Source organism: Streptomyces sp. NBC_00258 (assembly GCF_036182465.1).
GTDB lineage: Bacteria > Actinomycetota > Actinomycetes > Streptomycetales > Streptomycetaceae > Streptomyces.
Genome location: NZ_CP108081.1, coordinates 5145051 through 5164823 on the forward strand (window position 1 = coordinate 5145051; position 19773 = coordinate 5164823).

The 19773-nt window shown below is 70.3% G+C and carries 20 protein-coding genes; 10 read left to right on the forward strand and 10 right to left on the reverse strand.

All coding sequences use genetic code 11. From position 1 onward, the window contains the following. Positions 1-49: 49 nt before the first annotated feature. Positions 50-1051, forward strand: coding sequence for a hypothetical protein (locus OG718_RS22840; protein ID WP_328845042.1), 1002 nt, complete (start codon positions 50-52; stop codon positions 1049-1051). A 197-nt stretch (positions 1052-1248) separates the two neighbouring features. On the opposite strand, the gene OG718_RS22845 is transcribed toward OG718_RS22840, so the two are convergent. Further along, complete coding sequence (locus tag OG718_RS22845) at positions 1249-2007, reverse strand: SigE family RNA polymerase sigma factor (RefSeq protein ID WP_143644506.1); 759 nt, start codon at positions 2005-2007, stop codon at positions 1249-1251. Between the two features lie 275 nt (positions 2008-2282). Between OG718_RS22845 and afsQ1 the strand changes: the two genes are divergently transcribed. The 5 genes from afsQ1 (at position 2283) to OG718_RS22870 (ending at position 6189) form a co-directional block, all read left to right on the forward strand. Beyond that, positions 2283-2960, forward strand: a complete 678-nt coding sequence (gene afsQ1, locus OG718_RS22850; RefSeq protein WP_055611283.1) for a two-component system response regulator AfsQ1 — start codon at positions 2283-2285, stop codon at positions 2958-2960. Then, the gene (locus tag OG718_RS22855; protein WP_143644507.1) at positions 2957-4540 is read left to right on the forward strand and encodes a sensor histidine kinase; all 1584 of its coding nucleotides are present in this window, start codon (positions 2957-2959) and stop codon (positions 4538-4540) included. Before afsQ1 ends, OG718_RS22855 begins: the two co-directional genes overlap by 4 nt. Further along, positions 4540-5208 carry a hypothetical protein gene (locus OG718_RS22860; protein WP_328845043.1) on the forward strand — a complete coding sequence of 223 codons (669 nt, stop codon included), beginning with the start codon at positions 4540-4542 and terminating at the stop codon, positions 5206-5208. Before OG718_RS22855 ends, OG718_RS22860 begins: the two co-directional genes overlap by 1 nt. 113 nt (positions 5209-5321) lie before the next feature. After that, the gene (locus tag OG718_RS22865) at positions 5322-5891 is read left to right on the forward strand and encodes a VanZ family protein (RefSeq protein ID WP_143644508.1); all 570 of its coding nucleotides are present in this window, start codon (positions 5322-5324) and stop codon (positions 5889-5891) included. Positions 5892-5985: 94 nt separating this feature from the next. Continuing rightward, on the forward strand, positions 5986-6189 hold the full coding sequence (locus OG718_RS22870; RefSeq protein ID WP_143644509.1) for a PspC domain-containing protein: 204 nt from the start codon (positions 5986-5988) through the stop codon (positions 6187-6189). Positions 6190-6273: 84 nt separating this feature from the next. On the opposite strand, the gene OG718_RS22875 is transcribed toward OG718_RS22870, so the two are convergent. Continuing rightward, entirely contained in the window at positions 6274-6627 is a 354-nt protein-coding gene (locus OG718_RS22875; RefSeq protein ID WP_143644510.1) for an ATP-binding protein, read from the reverse strand. 125 nt (positions 6628-6752) lie between these two features. Next, complete coding sequence (locus OG718_RS22880; protein WP_143644511.1) at positions 6753-7907, reverse strand: adenosine deaminase; 1155 nt, start codon at positions 7905-7907, stop codon at positions 6753-6755. Between the two features lie 113 nt (positions 7908-8020). On the opposite strand from OG718_RS22880, the gene OG718_RS22885 reads away from it, so the two are divergent. Further along, complete coding sequence (locus OG718_RS22885) at positions 8021-8782, forward strand: alpha/beta hydrolase (RefSeq protein ID WP_143644512.1); 762 nt, start codon at positions 8021-8023, stop codon at positions 8780-8782. Positions 8783-8911: 129 nt separating this feature from the next. On the opposite strand, the gene OG718_RS22890 is transcribed toward OG718_RS22885, so the two are convergent. Further along, entirely contained in the window at positions 8912-9862 is a 951-nt protein-coding gene (locus tag OG718_RS22890) for a LysR substrate-binding domain-containing protein (protein ID WP_443055136.1), read from the reverse strand. A gap of 65 nt (positions 9863-9927) precedes the next feature. On the opposite strand from OG718_RS22890, the gene OG718_RS22895 reads away from it, so the two are divergent. Both OG718_RS22895 and OG718_RS22900 read left to right on the forward strand, forming a co-directional pair. Continuing rightward, positions 9928-11235, forward strand: coding sequence for an MFS transporter (locus OG718_RS22895; RefSeq protein ID WP_328845045.1), 1308 nt, complete (start codon positions 9928-9930; stop codon positions 11233-11235). Positions 11236-11419: 184 nt separating this feature from the next. Further along, positions 11420-12427 carry a sigma-70 family RNA polymerase sigma factor gene (locus tag OG718_RS22900; RefSeq protein WP_143644516.1) on the forward strand — a complete coding sequence of 336 codons (1008 nt, stop codon included), beginning with the start codon at positions 11420-11422 and terminating at the stop codon, positions 12425-12427. Here OG718_RS22900 and OG718_RS22905 read toward each other — a convergent pair. Next, a complete protein-coding gene (locus tag OG718_RS22905; protein WP_143644536.1) occupies positions 12320-12706 on the reverse strand; it encodes an STAS domain-containing protein in 387 nt (128 codons plus the stop codon). The genes OG718_RS22900 and OG718_RS22905 overlap by 108 nt on opposite strands. A gap of 202 nt (positions 12707-12908) precedes the next feature. Here OG718_RS22905 and OG718_RS22910 point away from each other — a divergent pair, with 202 nt between their 5' ends. Continuing rightward, the gene (locus OG718_RS22910) at positions 12909-13829 is read left to right on the forward strand and encodes an AEC family transporter (RefSeq protein WP_306938382.1); all 921 of its coding nucleotides are present in this window, start codon (positions 12909-12911) and stop codon (positions 13827-13829) included. Positions 13830-13912: 83 nt separating this feature from the next. Here OG718_RS22910 and OG718_RS22915 read toward each other — a convergent pair whose 3' ends face one another. The 5 genes from OG718_RS22915 to OG718_RS22935 form a co-directional block, all read right to left on the reverse strand. Continuing rightward, entirely contained in the window at positions 13913-15190 is a 1278-nt protein-coding gene (locus OG718_RS22915; protein WP_328847809.1) for a thymidine phosphorylase, read from the reverse strand. 97 nt (positions 15191-15287) lie between these two features. Further along, a complete protein-coding gene (locus OG718_RS22920; RefSeq protein WP_260695898.1) occupies positions 15288-15704 on the reverse strand; it encodes a cytidine deaminase in 417 nt (138 codons plus the stop codon). Further along, the gene (locus OG718_RS22925) at positions 15701-16966 is read right to left on the reverse strand and encodes an ABC transporter permease (protein WP_143644519.1); all 1266 of its coding nucleotides are present in this window, start codon (positions 16964-16966) and stop codon (positions 15701-15703) included. The genes OG718_RS22920 and OG718_RS22925 overlap by 4 nt, the downstream gene beginning before the upstream one ends. Further along, a complete protein-coding gene (locus OG718_RS22930) occupies positions 16963-18093 on the reverse strand; it encodes an ABC transporter permease (RefSeq protein ID WP_055611266.1) in 1131 nt (376 codons plus the stop codon). Before OG718_RS22930 ends, OG718_RS22925 begins: the two co-directional genes overlap by 4 nt. Further along, the gene (locus OG718_RS22935) at positions 18093-19703 is read right to left on the reverse strand and encodes an ABC transporter ATP-binding protein (protein ID WP_143644520.1); all 1611 of its coding nucleotides are present in this window, start codon (positions 19701-19703) and stop codon (positions 18093-18095) included. The genes OG718_RS22930 and OG718_RS22935 overlap by 1 nt, the downstream gene beginning before the upstream one ends. Between the last annotated feature and the right edge of the window lie 70 nt (positions 19704-19773).

The window sequence follows — 19773 nt, forward strand, 5'->3', positions numbered from 1 at the left end:
GCCCCTTGAGCCACTTGACCGGTTCGCATCACGAATGATCATCTGAAACATGCGTAACAGGACGAGCCCGGTGACCGGGGCCCGCGCGATGATCCCCCTGGCGGCAGCCACCGCACTCCTCGCCACCGGCTGCGGCAGCGGCGACACCGCCCGGGACGAGCGGAACGGCAAGGACACCGAACCGGTCGTCGCCACCTCGTTCGCCAACGCGCCCAAGGCCTACCCGCTGGACGCCTACCGCCCGACCGCCGCGGAGACCTCGACGGTCGACCACGCGGTCCGCGTCCTGGCCGGTCCCTGCTTGAAGAAGTTCGGCGTGACCTGGCCCGCGTACGAGGCGTCCGGGGCCGGCATTCCGCTCAACGCCCGCAAGTACGGGCCCACGGACCTGGATTCGGTCCGCGTGTACGGCTACAAGCCGCCGCTGCCCGACGGCGTCACCCGGCAGGAGGCCGTGACGGCTCAGCGGAAGGCGCAGGCCCGGGACAGAACGATCACTCCCGTCGCGGCCGCCGTCTACACCGGGACGGCTCAGGAGGCACAGAAGAAGGGCGGCGCCTCCACCGAGGTCCCGGCCGGCGTGCCCGAGGGCGGCTGCCACGGACAGGCGCGGCGTGCGGCCCTGGCCGACCGGGCCGCCGACGATCTGACGAAGGTCCAGACGCTGTTCTTCGAGGCGTCCGCCACCACGAAGAAGGATCCCGGCACGGTCGCCCTCGACAAGCGGTGGAGCGCCTGTATGCGGAAGGCCGGACTGACGTATCCGGACCCGCTCGCGGCGGCCGACGACGAGACCTGGCGCACCCGGCGGACCAGCCCGGACGGCCCGCACCCGAGCTTCCCCGCGCCCTCCGCCAAGGAGATCGCCACGGCGGAGGCCGATGTCCGCTGCAAGGCCACGACCGGCTACGTGGCGAAGCGGCACGCAATCGAGTCCGGCCACCAGAAGCGGCTCATCGAGAAGAACGAGGCCACGCTCACCGCGGTGAACGACCGCAAGCGGCGCATGGTCGAGCGCGCGGAAACCGTCGTGGCGAAGGACAAGAAGTAGGGGCGGCACAAACGAAAGGAGGCCCAGTCAGACCCCCCGGTCTGCCTGGACCCACTCCCGTTTTCCCCCGTGGTCCCCCGTGACCCCGTTGGTTCCCCCCGGTACTGCTCCCCCGTGCTGTCCGTCGCCTCCCCCCGGAGTGACGAACACCCTGCCCGCTACCTCCCCCCGGAGTGACGGGCATCCCCCCACACCCTTCAGGCGACAAGCTCCCCGAAGGACTCTTCCTCGTCACGGCCGAAGCTGAGGACCTGGTCCTCGCGCAGCCGGCGGAGTGACCGCCAGATGCTGGACTTCACCGTGCCGACACTGATGTCGAGGATCTCCGCGATCTCCGGGTCCGTGCGGCCCTCGTAGTAACGGAGGACCAGCATGGTGCGCTGGAGTTCGGGCAGCCGGGCGAGCGCCTGCCACAGGACGGCGCGCAGCTCGGTGCCGCGCATCGCGTCCGTGTCGCCGGCCGTCTCCGGCAGCTCCTCGGTCGGGTACTCGTTCAGCTTGCGGCGGCGCCACGCGCTGATGTGCAGATTGGTCATCGTGCGGCGGAGGTAGCCCCCGACCGCGGCCTTGTCGCTGATCCGGTCCCATGCCCGGTAGGTCGAGAACAGTGCGCTCTGCAGCAGGTCCTCGGCCTCGAAGCGGTCACCGGTCAGGTGGTAGGCGGTTGCGTACAGGGAGGCGCGGCGCTCCTGGACGTAGGCGGTGAACTCCGCCTCCGACACCGAACGACGCTCCCCCGTGACCTCCCCGTACGCTGCCCCCGTTCCCCCGTGGGCAACCCCCGTGCTGCTTCCCCCCGTGTGTGCGTCAACCACCGTCATGTACCCGGTGTGCTGACGCCCGGTGCCGCGAGCGCACCCCCGCCCGCTCACGGCACCGGACTTCTCCGTGCTCCTCGTGACGTCGTGGAGCCGCGTGACAACTGCGCCAGTACTGGTGCTGTGCAGCGTGTTCATCTCGCGCCCCCCGTCGTGGAGTTCCGGTTCTTCGGTACTTCGCTGTGGTGCTTCCTTGCCTGTGACCAAAAGCTTGCCGGGGTCACTTCATGACGGTGTCCGCCGACTGTCACAGACCTGTCACAGGGGCTCGGCCCAGTCGGCCCACAGACCGATCACAGAGAAGCGTCGTACGGCTACTCATCCGACACACGGCCACCCACTCGTACGCGGGACATGTGTGGGAGCGCTCCAACAGTCGATACACGTCCATGTCATGGGACAGAATGACGTCCGTGCCTTCCCTGTTGCTGATCGAGGACGACGACGCCATCCGGACGGCCCTGGAGCTCTCTCTGACGCGCCAGGGACACCGGGTGGCCACCGCTGCCACCGGCGAGGACGGTCTGAAGCTGTTGCGCGAGCAACGGCCCGATCTGATCGTCCTCGATGTGATGCTGCCGGGCATCGACGGATTCGAGGTGTGCCGCCGCATCCGGCGTACGGACCAGCTGCCGATCATTCTGCTGACCGCGCGCAGTGACGACATCGACGTCGTGGTCGGGCTGGAGTCCGGCGCCGACGACTATGTGGTGAAACCCGTGCAGGGGCGTGTGCTCGACGCCCGTATCCGTGCCGTGCTGCGCCGCGGCGAGCGCGAGGCGAACGACGCGGCGACCTTCGGTTCGCTGGTCATCGACCGTGCGGCGATGACCGTGACGAAGAACGGCGAGGATCTGCAGCTGACGCCCACCGAGCTGCGGCTGCTCCTCGAACTGAGCCGCCGGCCCGGGCAGGCGCTGTCCCGCCAGCAGTTGCTGCGGCTGGTGTGGGAGCACGACTACCTCGGCGACTCACGGCTCGTCGACGCGTGTGTGCAGCGGCTGCGCGCGAAGGTGGAGGACGTGCCGTCCTCCCCCACCCTGATCCGTACGGTTCGGGGAGTCGGCTACCGGCTGGACAGTCCTCAGTGACAAAACCGCAGGACAAGCTCCGCGGCTGGGCCGCGGCGCGCAAGACGATACTGGCGGGTCTGCGCTTCACCAGCCTGCGGCTGCGTCTGGTCGTGGTGTTCGGGCTCGTGGCGCTCACCGCCGCCGTGTCGGCGTCCGGGATCGCGTACTGGCTCAACCGCGAGGCGGTGCTCACCCGTACGCAGGACGCGGTGCTCGGCGACTTCCAGCAGGCGATGCAGACCCGCGCCAGCACGCTGCGGCCGCATCCCACGCAGGAGGAACTGCAGCGCGCCGCCGGGCAGATGGCGAACAGCAGCCAGCGCTTCAGCGTGCTGCTGATCGCCGAGGACGAGAGCGGCAACCCGGTCCGCGGGAACTCCGACCTGGACACCTTCACGCTGGAGGACGTACCGAAGTCCCTCCAGAAGGCGGTGAACAAGGAGCAGGAGATCTCCTCGAACAACAAGTACACGTACCACCTGTACTGGCAGCGGATAGTCCAGGGCGACAAGCCGTATCTCGTGGGCGGCGCGAAGGTCATCGGCGGCGGGCCCACCGGATACATGCTCAAGTCGCTGGAGCCCGAGGCCAAGGACCTCAACTCCCTGGCCTGGTCGCTGGGGATCGCGACCGGGCTCGCGCTGATCGGCTCGGCGCTGCTCGCGCAGGCCGCCGCGACGACCGTACTGAAGCCGGTGCACCGGCTGGGCACGGCGGCCCGGCGGCTCGGCGAGGGCAAGCTGGACACCCGGCTGCGGGTGTCGGGCACGGACGAACTCGCGGATCTGTCACGGACGTTCAACCGCACGGCGGAGTCGCTGGAGAAACGGGTCGAGGACATGAGCGCCCGTGAGCAGGCGTCCCGGCGGTTCGTGGCGGACATGTCGCACGAGCTGCGGACGCCGCTGACCGCCATCACCGCCGTGACCGAGGTGCTGGAGGAGGAGCTCGACGCGGAGACCGGCAGCGTCGACCCGATGATCGAGCCCGCCGTCCGGCTCGTCGTCAGCGAGACCCGGCGGCTGAACAACCTCGTGGAGAACCTCATGGAGGTCACCCGCTTCGACGCGGGCACGGCCCGGCTCGTCGTCGACAACGTCGACATCGTCGACCAGATCACCGCGTGCATCGACGCGCGGGCCTGGCTGGACGCGGTGGACCTGGACGCCGAGCGCGGCCTCATGGCGCGGGTCGACCCGCGCCGCCTGGACGTGATCATGGCGAACCTCATCGGCAACGCCCTCAAGCACGGCGGCTCCCCGGTGCGCGTGAGCGTGCGGGACGAGGGCAACGACCTGGTCATCGAGGTCCAGGACCACGGTCCCGGCATCCCCGAGGACGTCCTGCCGCACGTCTTCGACCGCTTCTACAAGGCGAGCGCCTCCCGGCCGCGTTCGGAGGGCAGCGGCCTCGGTCTGTCGATCGCCGTGGAGAACGCCCATATCCACGGTGGCGAGATCACCGCGGCGAACTCGCCCAAGGGCGGCGCGGTCTTCACGCTGCGTCTGCCGCGCGACGCCTCGGAGTTGGAAGACCCCGACAACCCCGGGGGCCCGGGCGCGGCCGTCGCCGACGACCGCACCGAGGGGGGCGCGTGATGTCCGAACGCCACGCATGGGGCGTACGCCGGACGCGTGCGGCCTACGCATCGGGCGGACGCCGGACGCGTGCGGCTCGTCTCGCGCTCGCCGTGCCGTTGCTCGCGGTGACGCTCGCCGGGTGCGGGATCCGGGCGACGGAGGTGCCGACCGACTTCGGTCCCGCGCCCTCCCGGGTGCCGTGCACGCTGACCGAGCCCGACATCGGTACGCAGTCCTCGCGCGGGATCCTCGTCCAGGTCTTCCTGCTCTGCTCCTCGCAGCTGGCTCCGGTGGACCGGACCGTGCGCATCGGGGCCGGACCCGCGGCGACGGACCGGGTACGGGCCGCACAGGCGCTTCTGGACGAGCTGTCCGAGTCCCCGTCGGACGCCGAGAAGCAGGCGAACTACACGACGGACGTGCCGCGGGGCCTGACGGTGAGCGGCCCGGGCCGCGGTGAACCGGAGGACACGCTGCGTCTGAGCACGGCGCCCGCGGACCTGACGCCGTTCGCGCTGGCCCAGATCATCTGCACGTTCAGCGACTCGGCGGCCGCCTCGGACGGCGACACGGTGACGCTCGGCGGGCCCGGCACGGACGCCCCGCGCCGCTACGAGTGCACGGAGGCGGTGCGCTCCCGGCCCGGCTCGGAGACCCCGCCGCAGTCGGAGGCGGAGGGGACCTGAGCCCTCCGGACGGGCCCCGGCCGGACCCCGTCTGTGGCGCACGCCTCACCCGTGCGGGCCAAGCGCCGCCGTCACACGGAACCGATCCTGCCGGTGGCCGCGTCTTGGGGTGCGTGCAGCGTCAAGGCTCGAACGGCAGCAGCGCCGTGATCCGCTTTCGTGCGGCGGGGGGTGTCCTCCTCGTCGCGCATCTCGCGCTTGTTGCCTGGGTCACGCTGCGGCCCCTGGACGTGCCGTGGGTGAGCGCCGCGAATCTGCGTCCCTTCGCGAGCATCCGGGCCGATCTGGCGCTGGGCCCCGAGGCGGCCGCCAGGAACATCGGCAAGGGCCTGCTGCTGCTCGCCCCGCTCGGTGTGCTGCTGCCGATGGCGGGCGGCAGGCTCGCCGTCTCCCCACTGCTGTCCCTGATGCGTACGGTCGCCGCCGGCGCCCTGCTCTCACTCGGCATCGAACTCCTGCAGACCGGCGTGCCCGGGCAGGTCGTGGACGTCGACTCGCTGCTCCTGAACACCGTGGGCGTGGCGCTGGCCCATGTAGCCGTGGTGCCCGCCGCCCGTGCCCTGCTGCGCCGCCGGGCCGAGACCCGGCGGCGGGTCGCCGCCGCCCTCCGCCGCAAGCAGGCGGCCGAGGAGACGACTCAGGGTCGGACCCCGACGATTCCCAGGGTCGGGATCGCCCCCTAGAGCGACGCTTTGCCCCCTTCGTCTCCGTAGCGTTGACGACAGATGAGGCAGCCACACGGGAGGCCTCGGACCGACGCTCACGAAGGAGCCGTTCATGAACCGCCTTGCCCGCCCCACCAACGGCCGGATGATCGGCGGAGTGTGCGCAGCGCTGGCTCGGCGCTTCGGCACCTCCGCGACCACGATGCGGGTGATCTTCCTGGTGTCCTGCCTGCTGCCGGGCCCGCAGTTCCTGCTCTACATAGCGCTGTGGATCCTGTTCCCCTCCGAGGGCAAGGCGGCGCGTACGGCCTGGTGACGCACCAGAGCGAACGCCGATGGGGCGCACCCGGTACCGGGTGCGCCCCATCGGCGCGAAAGGGGTGGTGCTCAGGTGCCGGACTCAGCCCAGCGGAATCCCGTTCACCGGCAGGCCGTGCGTGGGCAGGCCCTGGACCGGCAGGCCCCCGAGCAGACCGGCGACCGGCGCGGCCGGACCCTCGGCGAGGAGGTTCGCGACGGCCGGCTGGGCGGCGGCGAGGCCACTGCCGAGCGCGTTCTCACCCTGGGCGAGCGACTCGCCCGCGCCGGGCAGGGTCTTGGTGACCCCGTCCACCGGCAGCGCGCTGGTGGCGGTGGAGAGCGCCGAGGAGGCGTCCGGGACCGCCGGGGCCGCGTTGGCAGCACCCGCGCCGGCGGCGGCGAAGGCGGCACCGAGAGCGGCGACACCGAGGGTCTTGGCAGCAGACTGCTTCATCTTCGTCCTTGCATGCTGTGACGGGGATTTGAGCGGTCCGAAACGGTAATCACGTGCGAGCTCGCCCCGCAAACATCGAAAAGCGGCCGAGTCGTCATCGCCCGGCCGCTTCCCGTCCTTCTTCTTCAGCCCTCTTCGCTCACAGAACCGCTGGTGGAAGCGGTCTGCTGGAACAGCCATTCGGACTTCAGCTCGGCATAACCGGGCTTGATGACGTCATTGATCATGGCCAGTCGTTCATCGAAAGGAATGAATGCTGATTTCATCGCATTGACTGTGAACCACTGCATGTCGTCGAGCGAATAGCCGAAGGCGTCGACAAGGTGCTCGAATTCCCGGGTCATGCTGGTGCCGGACATCAGACGGTTGTCGGTGTTCACCGTCGCCCGGAAATGCAGCCGCCGCAGCAGCCCGATGGGGTGCTCGGCATACGAGTCGGCGGCGCCCGTCTGCAGGTTGGAACTGGGGCACAGCTCCAGGGGGATGCGCTTGTCGCGTACGTACGAGGCGAGGCGGCCGAGCTTCACCGAGCCGTCCTCGTGGACCTGGATGTCGTCGATGATGCGCACGCCGTGGCCGAGCCGGTCGGCGCCACACCACTGGAGGGCCTGCCAGATGGACGGGAGCCCGAAGGCCTCGCCCGCGTGGATCGTGAAGTGGTTGTTCTCCCGCTTCAGATACTCGAAGGCGTCCAGATGACGGGTGGGCGGGAAGCCGGCCTCGGCACCCGCGATGTCGAAGCCGACGACACCGAGATCGCGGTAGCGGTTGGCGAGTTCGGCGATCTCCAGGGCACGGGCCGCGTGCCGCATGGCGGTCAGCAGTGCGCCGACGCGGATCCGGTGGCCGTTCTCGCGGGCGAGCCGCTCGCCCTCCCGGAAGCCCTCGTTGACCGCCTCGACGACCTCTTCGAGGGTGAGCCCGGCCTCCAGGTGCTGCTCGGGCGCGTACCGCACCTCGGCGTAGACGACACCGTCCTCGGCGAGGTCCTCGGCGCACTCGGCGGCCACGCGGACGAGCGCCTCGCGGGTCTGCATGACGGCGCAGGTGTGCGCGAAGGTCTCCAAGTACCGCTCCAGGGAACCGGAGTCGGCGGCCTCACGGAACCAGATGCCGAGCTTGTCGGGATCCGTCTCGGGGAGGTTCTCGTAGCCCGACGCGCGGGCCAGGTCGACGATCGTCCCGGGGCGCAGGCCCCCGTCGAGGTGATCGTGCAGCAGGACCTTCGGCGCCCGGCGGATCTGCTCCGAGCTCGGGGTGTTCTTGATCTGGCTCGTCATCTCCGCACTCTACCGCCTACGCGCGTAGATCTCCTGTTGTACGGAACCGTCGATACGTAACGGTGACCGTGCGGACGGATGGCGTACACCATCGCTTCTGACACTGTTCTGTCATGGCACAGCAAGCGACGCCGGTTCGCACGGCCCGGCTCGGGCGGGCACTCGGAACGGAACCGACGGCGGTGAGCGGCGTGGTGCTGCTGCTGCCGGGCGGCGAGGAGACCTCGGCCCGCAGACCCTCACCGATGCTGGCGACCGCGTCCGTACGGGCGTTGGGGCGCCGGCTGACCCGCGCGGGACGGGACGACGGCCTGGTCGTGCACGTGGTGCACTACCGGTTCCGGGGCTGGAACGGCACGCAGGCGGATCAGGCCCGGGACGCCTCGTGGGCCGCGGACGAGGTCGTACGGCGGTACGGGGACGTTCCCGTGTGTCTCGCGGGCGTGGACATGGGCGGGCGGGCCGCTCTGCACTCGGGCGGGCACACCGCCGTCAACTCCGTGCTGGCGCTGTCCCCTTGGCTCCCCGAGGAGGATGTCGCCGCGCCGCCCGAACCGGTGAAACAGCTTGTGGGGCGGCGGGTGTTGATGGTGCACGGCACGAACGACGAGCGGACCGATCCCGAGTTGTCGTTCCGGCTGGCGGCCCGGGCGAAGAAGGCGAACCGGGATGTCTGTCGGTTCGAGGTGCATTCCGACGGGCATGCGTTGCACGCGTTTCGCGACGAGGTGTACTCGTTGGCGGAGGACTTTGTGATGGGGGCGTTGTTCGGGCGGGCCTTTGCCCGGCCCGTGGAGGATGCGCTTGCGGCCCCGCCGCCTTTGGGGTTGCGGATGCCGCTTGCCTCCGGGTTTGGGCGGTCCCTTCGCCGTTAGTTGCCCGGGCTGTGGTGGAGTGCGGGTTCGGTGGGGGCTGGTCGCGCCCACGCGGCGGAGCCGCATATGGATACAGCCCCGCGCCCCTAAAAAGACATGCCATCGTGCGACTCAGTTGATGAAGAGACCCTAGTCGGGGAGCAGATTTCCCCTCTTTGACAGTAGGAATTTCTTGAACGCCGCCACCGGGGGCGTATCGGGATGCCCGTCCAGCCAAGCCACGCCGATCTCCCGGGCCGCCCTTGGAGCCGTGACCGTCAGTTCGACAACTCCCGGGCGGGCCACGGCCGGTGGGGGCAGGAGGGCTACGCCCAGGCCCGCGGCCACCAAGCCGCGCAGGGTCTCCGCCTCCTCGCCCTCGAAGGCGACCCGGGGGCGGAAGCCCGCCTGTTGGCAGAGGTCGTCGGTGATGCGGCGGAGGCCGTAGCCGGGTTCCAGGGTGACGAACGTTTCGTCGGCGGCCTCGGCCAGGCGGATGCGGCGGCGGGAGGCGAGGCGGTGGTCCGCGGGGACGACCAGGCGGAGTTTCTGTTCGTCGAGGCGGCGGGCGACGAGGTCGGGGGCGTCCGGGACGGGGGACGTGAGGCAGAGGTCCAGCTCGCCGGAGCGCAGGCGTTCGATCATGGCCTCGCCGTAGTTCTGGACGAGGCTGAAGCGGACGCGGGGATGGTCGGCGCGGAAGGCGCGGATCAGGCCGGGGACCGTCTCGGAGCCCATGGTGTGCAGGAAGCCGAAGGCGACCTTGCCGGTGGCCGGGTCGGCGTCGGCGCGCACCTCGTCGGCGGCCCGCTCGATCTCGGCGAGGGCCCGCTCGACGGAGGCCAGGAAGGTGCGTCCGGCAGGGGTGAGGGAGACCGTGCGGCCTCTGCGGGCGAACAGGTCCACGCCCAGGTCGTGTTCGAGGCGGACCATCGCGCGGGACAGGGTCGACTGCGGGACCTGCATCTCCTGCGCGGCCCGTGTGACGTGCTCGGTGCGGGCGACCCCGGCGAAGTACGCGAGGCGCGGGGCGAGGATCGCGACGATGTCTTCTGTGTCACTGGACGGTGACAGGTGAGGCTCTGACCTCTGCTGATGCATCACAGGAACGATTATGACGATTCCATGCATTGGACGGATGAGCGGGACGGTTTTAGGTTCGAAGCATGCCTTCCGCAAGTACCGGGGCGTCCACCATCGTGGGCGCCTCCGCAGCCAGCACCGTTCGCACCGAAGCCGCTCCCGTCGAAGTCGTTCCCGTCGATTCCCGTATGGCCCCGGGCGGGCCCGGCTATCGCCGGATGAGCTTCGCCCTCTTCCTCGCGGGTGTCGCGACCTTCGCGCTTCTCTACTCCACCCAGGCCCTTCTGCCGCTGATCTCCGGCGACTTCGGGGTCACGGCGAGCACGGCGAGCTGGACGGTGTCGGCGGCGACCGGTGCGCTGGCGCTGTTCGTCCTGCCGCTGAGCGCGCTCTCGGAGCGGTTCGGCCGGCGTACGTTGATGACGGCGTCCCTGGCGATCGCGGTGGCCGTCGGACTGCTGGTGCCCTTCGCCCCGTCGGTCGGCTGGCTGGTCGCGCTGCGGGCCGTGCAGGGTGCGGCGCTGGCCGGGCTGCCGGTCTCGGCGATGGCCTATCTGGCGGAGGAGGTACGGCCGAAGGCGCTGATCACCGCGATCGGTCTGTTCGTCGCGGGCAACAGCGTCGGCGGCATGAGCGGCCGGGTCATCACCGGCTGGGTCGCTCAGGAGTGGGGCTGGCGGGTCGCCCTCGGGACCATCGGGCTGATCGCGGTGGGCTGCGCGGTGGCCTTCCGGCTGCTGCTCCCGGCGCCGAAGCACTTCAAGGCCGGTTCGCTGCGGCCCGCGGTGCTGGTCCGCACGGTCCGCGGCCATCTCGCGAACCCGCTGCTGTGCAGGCTGTACGTGATCGGCGCGCTGTTCATGACGGTGTTCGGCGCCGTCTACACGGTGATCGGCTACCGCCTCACGGAGGCCCCGTTCTCGCTGCCGCAGGGCATCATCGGCTCGATCTTCCTCGTCTACCTGGTCGGCACGGTCTCGGCGTCGACGGCCGGGAAGCTGGTGGGGCGGCTCGGCCGGCGCGGCGCGCTGTATCTGGCGGGCGGTACGACGACCGCGGGGCTGCTGGTCTCGCTGGCCGACTCCCTGCCGCTGATCCTGCTCGGCCTGGTCCTGATCACCGCGGGCTTCTTCGCGGGCCACGCGGTCGCCTCCTCCTCGGTCAGCCACACCGCCAAGGAGGGCCGCGCGCAGGCCTCCGCCCTCTACCAGTCCGCCTACTACCTGGGCTCCAGCGCGGGCGGCACGCTCGGCGCGGTCGCCTTCCACTCGGGCGGCTGGGCCGGGACGGTGGCGCTCGGCCTGCTGGCGGTGATCGGGGTCGTGACGATCACGGTGGTCGGGTCGCACGCGGCCAGGACGCAGCGGCGGCTGGTGGCCGTGCACCGCTGAGACACGGCGGCACAGCGGGTCGGCTTTCGAACGTACGGGTGCAGGTCAGGACAATAACTGTCCTGACCTGCACCTTTTGTATCTCGGGGGGCCATTGTCAGTGGGCTGCGGTAGCTTCCGAAGTGCCGGCATCGCAAAGAGGCGGTGAAGGTGACGACGAACATGCCACAGGGGTGGGTTGGCTATGAGCGACGGAACGGCGACGGTGGAGGACCTCGACGTCCGGCTTGAGAAGCACCGGGTCGAGCTGACGGGGTACTGCTACCGCATGCTCGGCTCGTCCTTCGAGGCGGAGGACGCGGTCCAGGACACGCTCGTGCGGGCCTGGAGAAGCTACGACAAGTTCGAGGGCCGTTCCTCGATGCGCTCGTGGCTGTACCGGATCGCGACGAACGTGTGCCTGGACATGCTGTCGGCGGGGAACAAGCGGGCCCGCCCCATGGACCTGACGGAATCGACACCGCTCACACAGGCGGCGCTGAATCCGCGCCCCGACCACACCTGGCTGGAGCCGATGCCGGACGCGCGTGTGCTGCCCGTCGTCGAGGACCCGGCCGAGGCCGCCGTCGCCAAGGAGTCGGTGCGCCTCGCGTTCATGGCCACCCTGCAGCAACTGCCGCCCAAGCAGCGGGCCGTGCTCATCCTGCGCGAGGTGCTGGCCTGGAAGGCGAGCGAGGTCGCCGAGCTGCTCGGCACGACGGTCGCCTCGGTCAACAGCGCGCTCCAGCGGGCCCGTGCGACGCTCGCCGAGAGCGACGGCGCCGCGGCCCGGGCCGCCACGTCCGACCCGCTCGACGAGGCGCAGCAGAAGCTCCTGGAGCGCTATGTGGCGGCCTTCGAGGGGTACGACATGACGGCCCTCACGGCACTCCTGCACGAGGACGCCGTGATGACGATGCCGCCGTTCGACCTGTGGCTGTCCGGCCCCGAGGACATCACGGGCTTCATGACGACACTCGGCGCGCCCTGTGCGAACTCGCACCTGGTCCCGGTCGCCGTGAACGGCCTGCCGGGCTTCGCCCAGTACAAGCCGGACCCGGAGACGGGCGGCTACACGGCGTGGGCCGTGCAGGTCCTGGAGACGTCAGAGGGCCGGATCACCGGGTTCCACTGCTTCCTCGACACGAAGAGGTGGTTCCCGCTGTTCGGGCTGCCCCTCGATCTCGAAGGGGATGCCGACAAGACCGAGTAGCGCACGCAGGGCGGGGTCCGGGTCGCGCAGTCTGATCCGTCCCCCGGCGCGACGGGCGGCGAGCTGCATCCTGGCGAGCGCGTCGACGGTGGTCAGACCTGGTGGTCCGAGACCGGCGACGTCGCAGACCAAGACGCCGGCTCTGCTGCTCATCAGCCGTGCGCGCACGTCCTGGCAGAGCCTCGGCACCTCGTCTCGGGTGACGGGGCCGGGCAGTACGAGTACAGCAGGTGTCATGGCGTCCACGTGCGGTAGACCGGGCGGAGGCGCGGAACTCATCGCTGCGTGCTCACCGAGCACGAAGTTCAGGTAGCGCAAGGTCACATTGACCTGGGCATGGCCTACCCCAGAGGGTTCGGTGTATGCCCCACGAATCACCGCCCGTCCGCCTGCCCGCACTCCGCCCCGACCGAATACGCGACCGCCTCCGCGCCGCAGCTCCCGGCCACCCCCGGGAGCTCCGCGGGCTCCGGGAGGTGCCGTGCAGGGGGTGCTGAACGGCTTCGCGGTGATCGCCGTCGTCATCGGCGTCGGCTATCTGATCGGACGCCGCGGCTATCTCGGGGACAACGGCCGGGAGGTGCTGACCAAGCTCGCGTTCCACGTGGCCACCCCCGCGCTCCTCTTCACCACGCTCGCGCAGGCCGACCTGTCGGTGATCCTCTCCAACCGGCTGCTGGTGACGGCGATCAGCACGTTCGCGATGGCCGGCGTGTTCGTCGCGGTCGGTGCCGTACGCCGCTGGGGCGTGGGCCGGACGACGATCGGCGCGCTGTGCTCCAGTTACGTCAACGCGGGCAACCTCGGCATCCCGATCGCGGTGTACGTGCTGGGCGACGCCTCACTCGTGGCCCCGGTCCTGCTGTTCCAGCAGATCGTGATGACCCCGGTGGCCCTGACGGTCCTCGACCTCTCCGGCCCGGGCGAGAAGACCTCCCTGTGGCGGCGGGTGACCACTCCCGTCCGCAACCCCGTCGGCATCGGCTCCCTGTCCGGGGTCGCCGTCTCCGCGTCCGGCCTGACGGTCCCGGGCCCGGTCCTCGACCCGCTCACCCTGATCGGGAACATGTCGGTCCCGGCCGTTCTCCTGGCCTTCGGCATCTCCCTGTGCGGCAGCACGATGCCGGGCCGCGGCCCCGACCGGACCCCTGTCCTTCTCTCCGTCGCCCTGAAGTCGGTGGGCCAGCCCCTGACGGCCTGGGCCCTGGCGGCGGGAGTCTTCGGCCTGCGAGGCGCCCCACTCCTCGACGTGGTGGTCACCTCGGCCCTGCCCGCCGCCCAGAACCTCTTCACGTACGCGTCCCGGTACCGCGTCGGCGAGGTCCTGGCGCGGGAGTCGATCCTGCTGTCGACGATGCTGGCGGTGCCGGTCCTGGTGGTGGTCGCGGCGACCCTCGGTTGAGGCCGGGCCCGGCCGCCCGGACAGCCGAAGGGGACCGGCGACGGACGCCGGTCCCCTTCACCTGCCAGTCGGGTCGGTTCGGCTCAGGCGATACGTTCCAGCACGACCGGCGCCGCCGTGAAGTCCGTGCCCGGTGCTGCCACGTCGTACGAGCCCTCGACGGCCGCCAGCGCGTACTCGAAGCGTTCCGGGGTGTCCGTGTGCAGCGTCAGCAGGGGCTGGCCCTCGGTCACCGTGTCGCCCGGCTTGGCGTGCATCTCGACGCCCGCCGCGGCCTGGACCGGGTCCTCCTTGCGGGCGCGGCCCGCACCGAGGCGCCAGGCGGCGATGCCGATGTCGTACGCGTCCAGGCGGGTCAGTACGCCCGAGGAGGGGGCCTTGACCACGTGCTGCTCGCGGGAGGTGGGGAGCGGGGCGTCCGGGTCGCCGCCCTGTGCGGCGATCATGCGGCGCCAGGCGTCCATCGCCGAGCCGTCGGCCAGTGCCTTCGCGGGGTCGGCGTCCTTCACGCCCGCCGCGTCGAGCATCTCGCGGGCCAGGGCGAGGGTCAGTTCGACGACGTCCGCGGGGCCTCCGCCGGCCAGCACCTCGACCGACTCGCGGACTTCGAGGGCGTTGCCCGCCGTCAGGCCCAGCGGGGTCGACATGTCCGTCAGCAGGGCCACCGTCTTAACGCCGTGGTCCGTGCCCAGCCCGACCATCGTGGAGGCCAGTTCGCGCGCGTCCTCGATCGTCTTCATGAAGGCGCCCGTGCCCACCTTCACGTCCAGGACGAGGGAGCCCGTGCCCTCCGCGATCTTCTTCGACATGATCGAGGAGGCGATGAGGGGGATCGCCTCGACCGTTCCCGTCACGTCCCGCAGCGCGTACAGCTTCTTGTCCGCCGGGGCCAGGCCGTCGCCCGCCGCGCAGATCACCGCGCCGACCTCGTCCAGTACGGAGAGCATCTCCTCGTTCGAGAGCAGGGCGCGCCAGCCCGGGATCGACTCCAGCTTGTCGAGGGTGCCGCCGGTGTGGCCGAGGCCCCGGCCCGAGAGCTGCGGGACGGCCGCGCCGCAGGCCGCCACGAGCGGGGCCAGCGGAAGGGTGATCTTGTCGCCGACGCCGCCCGTGGAGTGCTTGTCGGCGGTCGGGCGGGACAAGGACGAGAAGTCCATGCGCTCGCCGGAGGCGATCATCGCGGCCGTCCAGCGGGCGATCTCGCCGCGGTTCATGCCGTTGAGCAGGATCGCCATGTTCAGGGCGGCCATCTGGTAGTCGGCGACCTCGCCGCGCGTGTACGCGTCGATGACCCAGTCGATCTGCTCGTCGCTCAGCTCGCCGCGGTCGCGCTTGGTGCGGATGACGGAGATGGCATCCATCGACAACAAAGCCATGGCCTTTCCTTCCGAAGTGCAGCGGCCCCTCCCGGTGTCCTGGAGGCACAGGGACTCCGAACACCGGGGGGCCGACAGTGAATTACTTGCGGAGGTGCCCCGGCCCGAAGGCCTGCGGAAGCATCTCCGAGAGCGGCAGGATCCCGGCCGGCGTCTCCATGATCAGATCGGGGCCGCCGAACTCGTACAGCAGCTGGCGGCAGCGGCCGCACGGGACCAGGATCTCGCCGCGGCCGTCCACGCAGGTGAAGTGCGTGAGCCGGCCGCCCCCGGTGTTGTGGAGCTGCGCGACCAGTCCGCACTCGGCGCACAGCCCGAGCCCGTACGAGGCGTTCTCGACGTTGCACCCGGAGATCACCCGGCCGTCGTCGACCAGGGCCGCGACACCGACCGGGAAGCCCGAGTACGGGGCGTACGCACGGGACATGGCCTCGCGGGCCACCTCCCGCAGGGACTCCCAGTCGACCTCGGGCCCGGACCCGGTTTCGGCGGACGTCACTTGCCCTGCCCCCGCCGGTACGGCATGCCGTCCGCCTTCGGCATCCGCAGCCGCTGTGCGGACAGGGAGAGGACGAGCAGCGTGATGACGTACGGCGTGGCGGAGACGACCTGGTTCGGCACCACGTCGGTGAGCGAGTACCAGGTGAACACCAGGACGCCGACAGCCAGGGTGATCACGCCGGGCACGTACCTCTTCCTGACCAGCAGCCAGATCGCGCCGATGGCCAGCAGTATGGCGCCGAGCAGCAGCAGCGCGTGGACGTTCTCGGCGCCGCCGCGCAGGTTGAGGCTGTCGGTGTAGCCGAACAGGCCCGCGCCGAGGGCGAGTCCGCCCGGCATCCAGTTGCCGAAGATCATCGCCGCGAGACCGATGTAGCCGCGGCCACTGGTCTGCCCCTCCAGGTAGAAGGGGTTGGCGACGATGGAGAGGAAGACACCGCCGAGGCCCGCCAGGCCGCCGGAGATGATCACGGCCAGGTACTTGTACTTGTAGACGTTGACGCCGAGCGACTCCGCCGCGACCGGGTTCTCGCCGCAGGACCGCAGGCGCAGGCCGAAGGCGGTGCGCCACAGGATCCACCAGGTGGCCGGGATGAGCGCGATCGCGATCAGGGTCAGCCAGGACACGTTGGTGACCAGACCGCCGAGCAGACCGGCGAGGTCCGAGATGAAGAACCAGCCCTTGTCGTTGAGGTCGACGAGCGCGTCGGACAGCCCCGGCACCGTGAAGTTGCCGATCGACTCGACCGGCGGGGACTGCTTGGCCGAGCCGCCCTGCACGCCCTCGAAGGCGAGCGGGGCGAGGTAGCGGGTGGCGCCGAGGGCCAGGATGTTGATGGCCACACCGGAGACGATGTGGTTGACGTTGAAGGTGACCGTGACGATGGCGTGCAGCAGGCCGCCGACGCAGCCGCCGATGATGCCGATGAGGATGCCGTTCCACGGTCCCCACTGGTAGCCGGCCCAGGCGCCGAACCAGGTGCCGAGGATCATCATGCCTTCGAGGCCGATGTTGACGACGCCCGCGCGCTCGGCCCACAGTCCGCCGAGACCGGCCAGGCCGATCGGGACGGCCAGTTCGAGCGCGGTCGACATCTGGCTGACGTTGGTGATGCCGTCGGCGCCGGTGATGATGCGGACGATCGAGGTCAGCGCGAGGCCGCCCGCGATGACCAGCAGAAGGACGGGGAGCGTGAGCCGGCGGCCCTTGGGCGCCGTGGGCTGCAGCGAGGGCTGGTTGAGGTCGGTCACGGTGGTCATCGTCCGGCCACCTCCTTCTGGGTCGAGTTGTCGGAGGTGGCGCCGAGCACGTGGCCCGCCGCGAGTTCGGCGCCGACGCGGCGCTGCTGGCGGCGCAGGCCCCACTCGCGCACGGCCTCGTACGAGACGACGACCGCGATCACGATCAGGCCCTGCATGATGACCGCGATCTCCTTGTCGTACCCGTGGAAGTCGAGCTCGGGCGAGGCCTTGTCCAGCCAGGCCCAGAGGAGGGCCGCGAAGGCGATGCCCGTCGGGTTGTTGCGGCCGAGCAGGGCGATACCGATTCCGAGGAAGCCGATGCCGGTCGGGAAGTTCAGGCTGTACGTGTGCGAGTCGCCGAGCAGGATCGGCAGGCCCGCGAGACCGGCCAGGCCGCCGGAGATCAGCATGGCGGTGAGGACCATGCGCTTGGGGTTCACACCGCTGGCCGCGGCGGCGGTCTCCGAGGCGCCGGAGGCGCGCAGGTCGAAGCCGAAGCGGGTGCGGTTGAGGACGACCCAGTAGCCGATGCCGAGCAGGGCCGCGAGGACGACGAGGCCGTAGATCTCGCCGGCGTCGCCCATGTCGAAGCCGGGGATCCAGCCGGACTCGTGCATCTCGCCGGTGGTGTTGTTGTTGCCGACCTTGACGCCGAAGACGTTGGGCAGCCAGAAGTAGGCGATGACGGAGGTCGCGATCGCGTTCAGCATGATCGTCGCGACGACCTCACTGACCCCTCGGGTGACCTTGAGGACACCGGCGATGCCGGACCAGAAGGCGCCGGTGAGCACGGCGGTGAGGAGCAGCAGCGGGACCTGGAGGACCGCCGGCAGGCTGGCGTGGGCACCGACCACCGCGGCCATCATGGCGGCGAGCTGGTACTGGCCGTCCACGCCGATGTTGAACAGGTTCATCCGGAAGCCGATGGCCACCGCGAGCGCCGCGATGTAGTACAGCGAGGCCTGGTTGATGATCAGGACCTGGATGTCGGAGAACGTGGCCTGCTCGAACATGATCGAGTACGGCTCGAACGGGTTCTTCCCCGAGGCGATCAGCACGACCGAGGTCAGCGCCACGGCCACGACGAGCGCGATGACCGGTCCGGCCACCGCGAGGAGCAGTCGCTCCTTGTCGAACTTCTTCATCAGCGGGCCTCGTCTTCCGGGGCGTCTGCCGGGCCGTCGGCCGGCGTCTCGGCATGCTCTTCGAGCTCTGCCTGCTCTTCGAGCTGTTCCACGAGCTCTTCGTTCTCGAGGTGTCCGGAGGCGGCGCCGGTCATGGCCGAGCCGAGCTCCTCCGGGGTGATGGTCGCCGGATCGGCGTCCGCGACCAGCTTGCCGTTGTAGATCACCCGGAGGGTGTCGGAGAGGCCGATGAGCTCGTCCAGGTCGGCGGAGATCAGCAGGACGGCCAGGCCCTCGCGGCGGGCCTCGCGGATGTGGTCCCAGATCGCGGCCTGTGCGCCGACGTCCACACCCCGGGTGGGGTGGGCGGCGATCAGGAACCGCGGCTTGTGGGTCATCTCCCGGCCGACGATCAGCTTCTGCTGGTTGCCGCCGGACAGCGAGGCGGCGGTGACGTCGATGCCGGGCGTGCGGACGTCGTACGCCTCGACGATGCGGCGCGTGTCGTCCTGGGCGCCCTTGATGTCGAGCCAGACGCCCTTCGCGTTGGGCTTCTCGGTGACGTGGCCGAGGATGCGGTTCTCCCAGAGCGGGGCCTCCAGGAGCAGGCCGTGGCGGTGGCGGTCCTCGGGGATGTAGCCGATGCCCTGCTCGCGGCGCCTGCGGGTGGCCCAGGAGGTGATCTCCTCGGCGGCCAGCGTGATGGTGCCGGAGTCGGCCGCCTTGAGGCCGATGAGGGCCTCGATCAGCTCGGTCTGGCCGTTGCCCTCGACACCGGCGAGGCCGAGGATCTCGCCCTCGTGGATGGTGAAGCTGATGTCGTCGAGCAGTGCCTTGCCGCCCGGGGCGACCAGGCGCAGGTCCTCGACGGTGAGCACCGGCCGGTCGGTGACCGTGGACTCGGCGGTCTCCGGGGTGGGCAGTTCGCTGCCGACCATCAGCTCGGCGAGCTGGCGCGAGGTGGTCTCGGACGGGACGGCCGTGCCGACCGTCGTGCCCCGGCGGATCACCGTGATGTCGTCGGCGACCGCCAGGACCTCGCCCAGCTTGTGCGAGATGAAGATGACCGACAGGCCCTCGGACTTGAGCTCACGCAGGTTGGCGAAGAGCGCGTCGACCTCCTGCGGCACGAGGACCGCGGTGGGCTCGTCGAGGATGAGGATCCGGGCGCCGCGGTAGAGGACCTTGAGGATCTCCACGCGCTGGCGGTCGGCGACGCCGAGCTCCTCGACGAGGGCGTCGGGCCGCGCGCCGAGGCCGTAGCGCTCGGAGAGCTCGACGATCCTGCGACGGGCCTTGGCGCCGATGCCGTACGACTTCTCGCTGCCCAGGACGACGTTCTCCAGGACGGTGAGGTTGTCGGCGAGCATGAAGTGCTGGTGGACCATGCCGATGCCGCGGGCGATGGCGTCGGCGGGCGACGAGAAGGTGGCCTGGTCCCCGTCGACGGCGATGGTCCCCTCGTCCGGCTTCTGCATGCCGTAGAGGATCTTCATCAGCGTCGACTTGCCGGCGCCGTTCTCGCCGACGAGCGCGTGGACCGTGCCCTTGCGGACGCTGAGGTGGATGTCGTGGTTGGCCACGACGCCGGGGAACCGCTTGGTGATCCCGGCGAGTTCGACTGCGGTCACCGATCCGTTGACCGCGCCGGCCGGAGGACTGCTGGACGCGTTGATGGCGCACTCTCCTGAAGGGAAAGGG

Coding starts and splice junctions, on each gene's coding strand:
- OG718_RS22860 (WP_328845043.1), top strand. CDS start 4,540: ATGTCCGAACGCCACGCATGGGGCGTACGCCGGACGCGTGCGGCCTAC.
- OG718_RS22880 (WP_143644511.1), bottom strand. CDS start 7,907: ATGACGAGCCAGATCAAGAACACCCCGAGCTCGGAGCAGATCCGCCGG.
- OG718_RS22885 (WP_143644512.1), top strand. CDS start 8,021: ATGGCACAGCAAGCGACGCCGGTTCGCACGGCCCGGCTCGGGCGGGCA.
- OG718_RS22930 (WP_055611266.1), bottom strand. CDS start 18,093: ATGAAGAAGTTCGACAAGGAGCGACTGCTCCTCGCGGTGGCCGGACCG.
- OG718_RS22905 (WP_143644536.1), bottom strand. CDS start 12,706: ATGAGTTCCGCGCCTCCGCCCGGTCTACCGCACGTGGACGCCATGACA.
- OG718_RS22895 (WP_328845045.1), top strand. CDS start 9,928: ATGCCTTCCGCAAGTACCGGGGCGTCCACCATCGTGGGCGCCTCCGCA.
- OG718_RS22875 (WP_143644510.1), bottom strand. CDS start 6,627: ATGAAGCAGTCTGCTGCCAAGACCCTCGGTGTCGCCGCTCTCGGTGCC.
- OG718_RS22925 (WP_143644519.1), bottom strand. CDS start 16,966: ATGACCACCGTGACCGACCTCAACCAGCCCTCGCTGCAGCCCACGGCG.
- OG718_RS22890 (WP_443055136.1), bottom strand. CDS start 9,862: ATGCATCAGCAGAGGTCAGAGCCTCACCTGTCACCGTCCAGTGACACA.
- OG718_RS22870 (WP_143644509.1), top strand. CDS start 5,986: ATGAACCGCCTTGCCCGCCCCACCAACGGCCGGATGATCGGCGGAGTG.
- OG718_RS22840 (WP_328845042.1), top strand. CDS start 50: ATGCGTAACAGGACGAGCCCGGTGACCGGGGCCCGCGCGATGATCCCC.
- OG718_RS22915 (WP_328847809.1), bottom strand. CDS start 15,190: ATGGATGCCATCTCCGTCATCCGCACCAAGCGCGACCGCGGCGAGCTG.
- OG718_RS22845 (WP_143644506.1), bottom strand. CDS start 2,007: ATGAACACGCTGCACAGCACCAGTACTGGCGCAGTTGTCACGCGGCTC.
- OG718_RS22900 (WP_143644516.1), top strand. CDS start 11,420: ATGAGCGACGGAACGGCGACGGTGGAGGACCTCGACGTCCGGCTTGAG.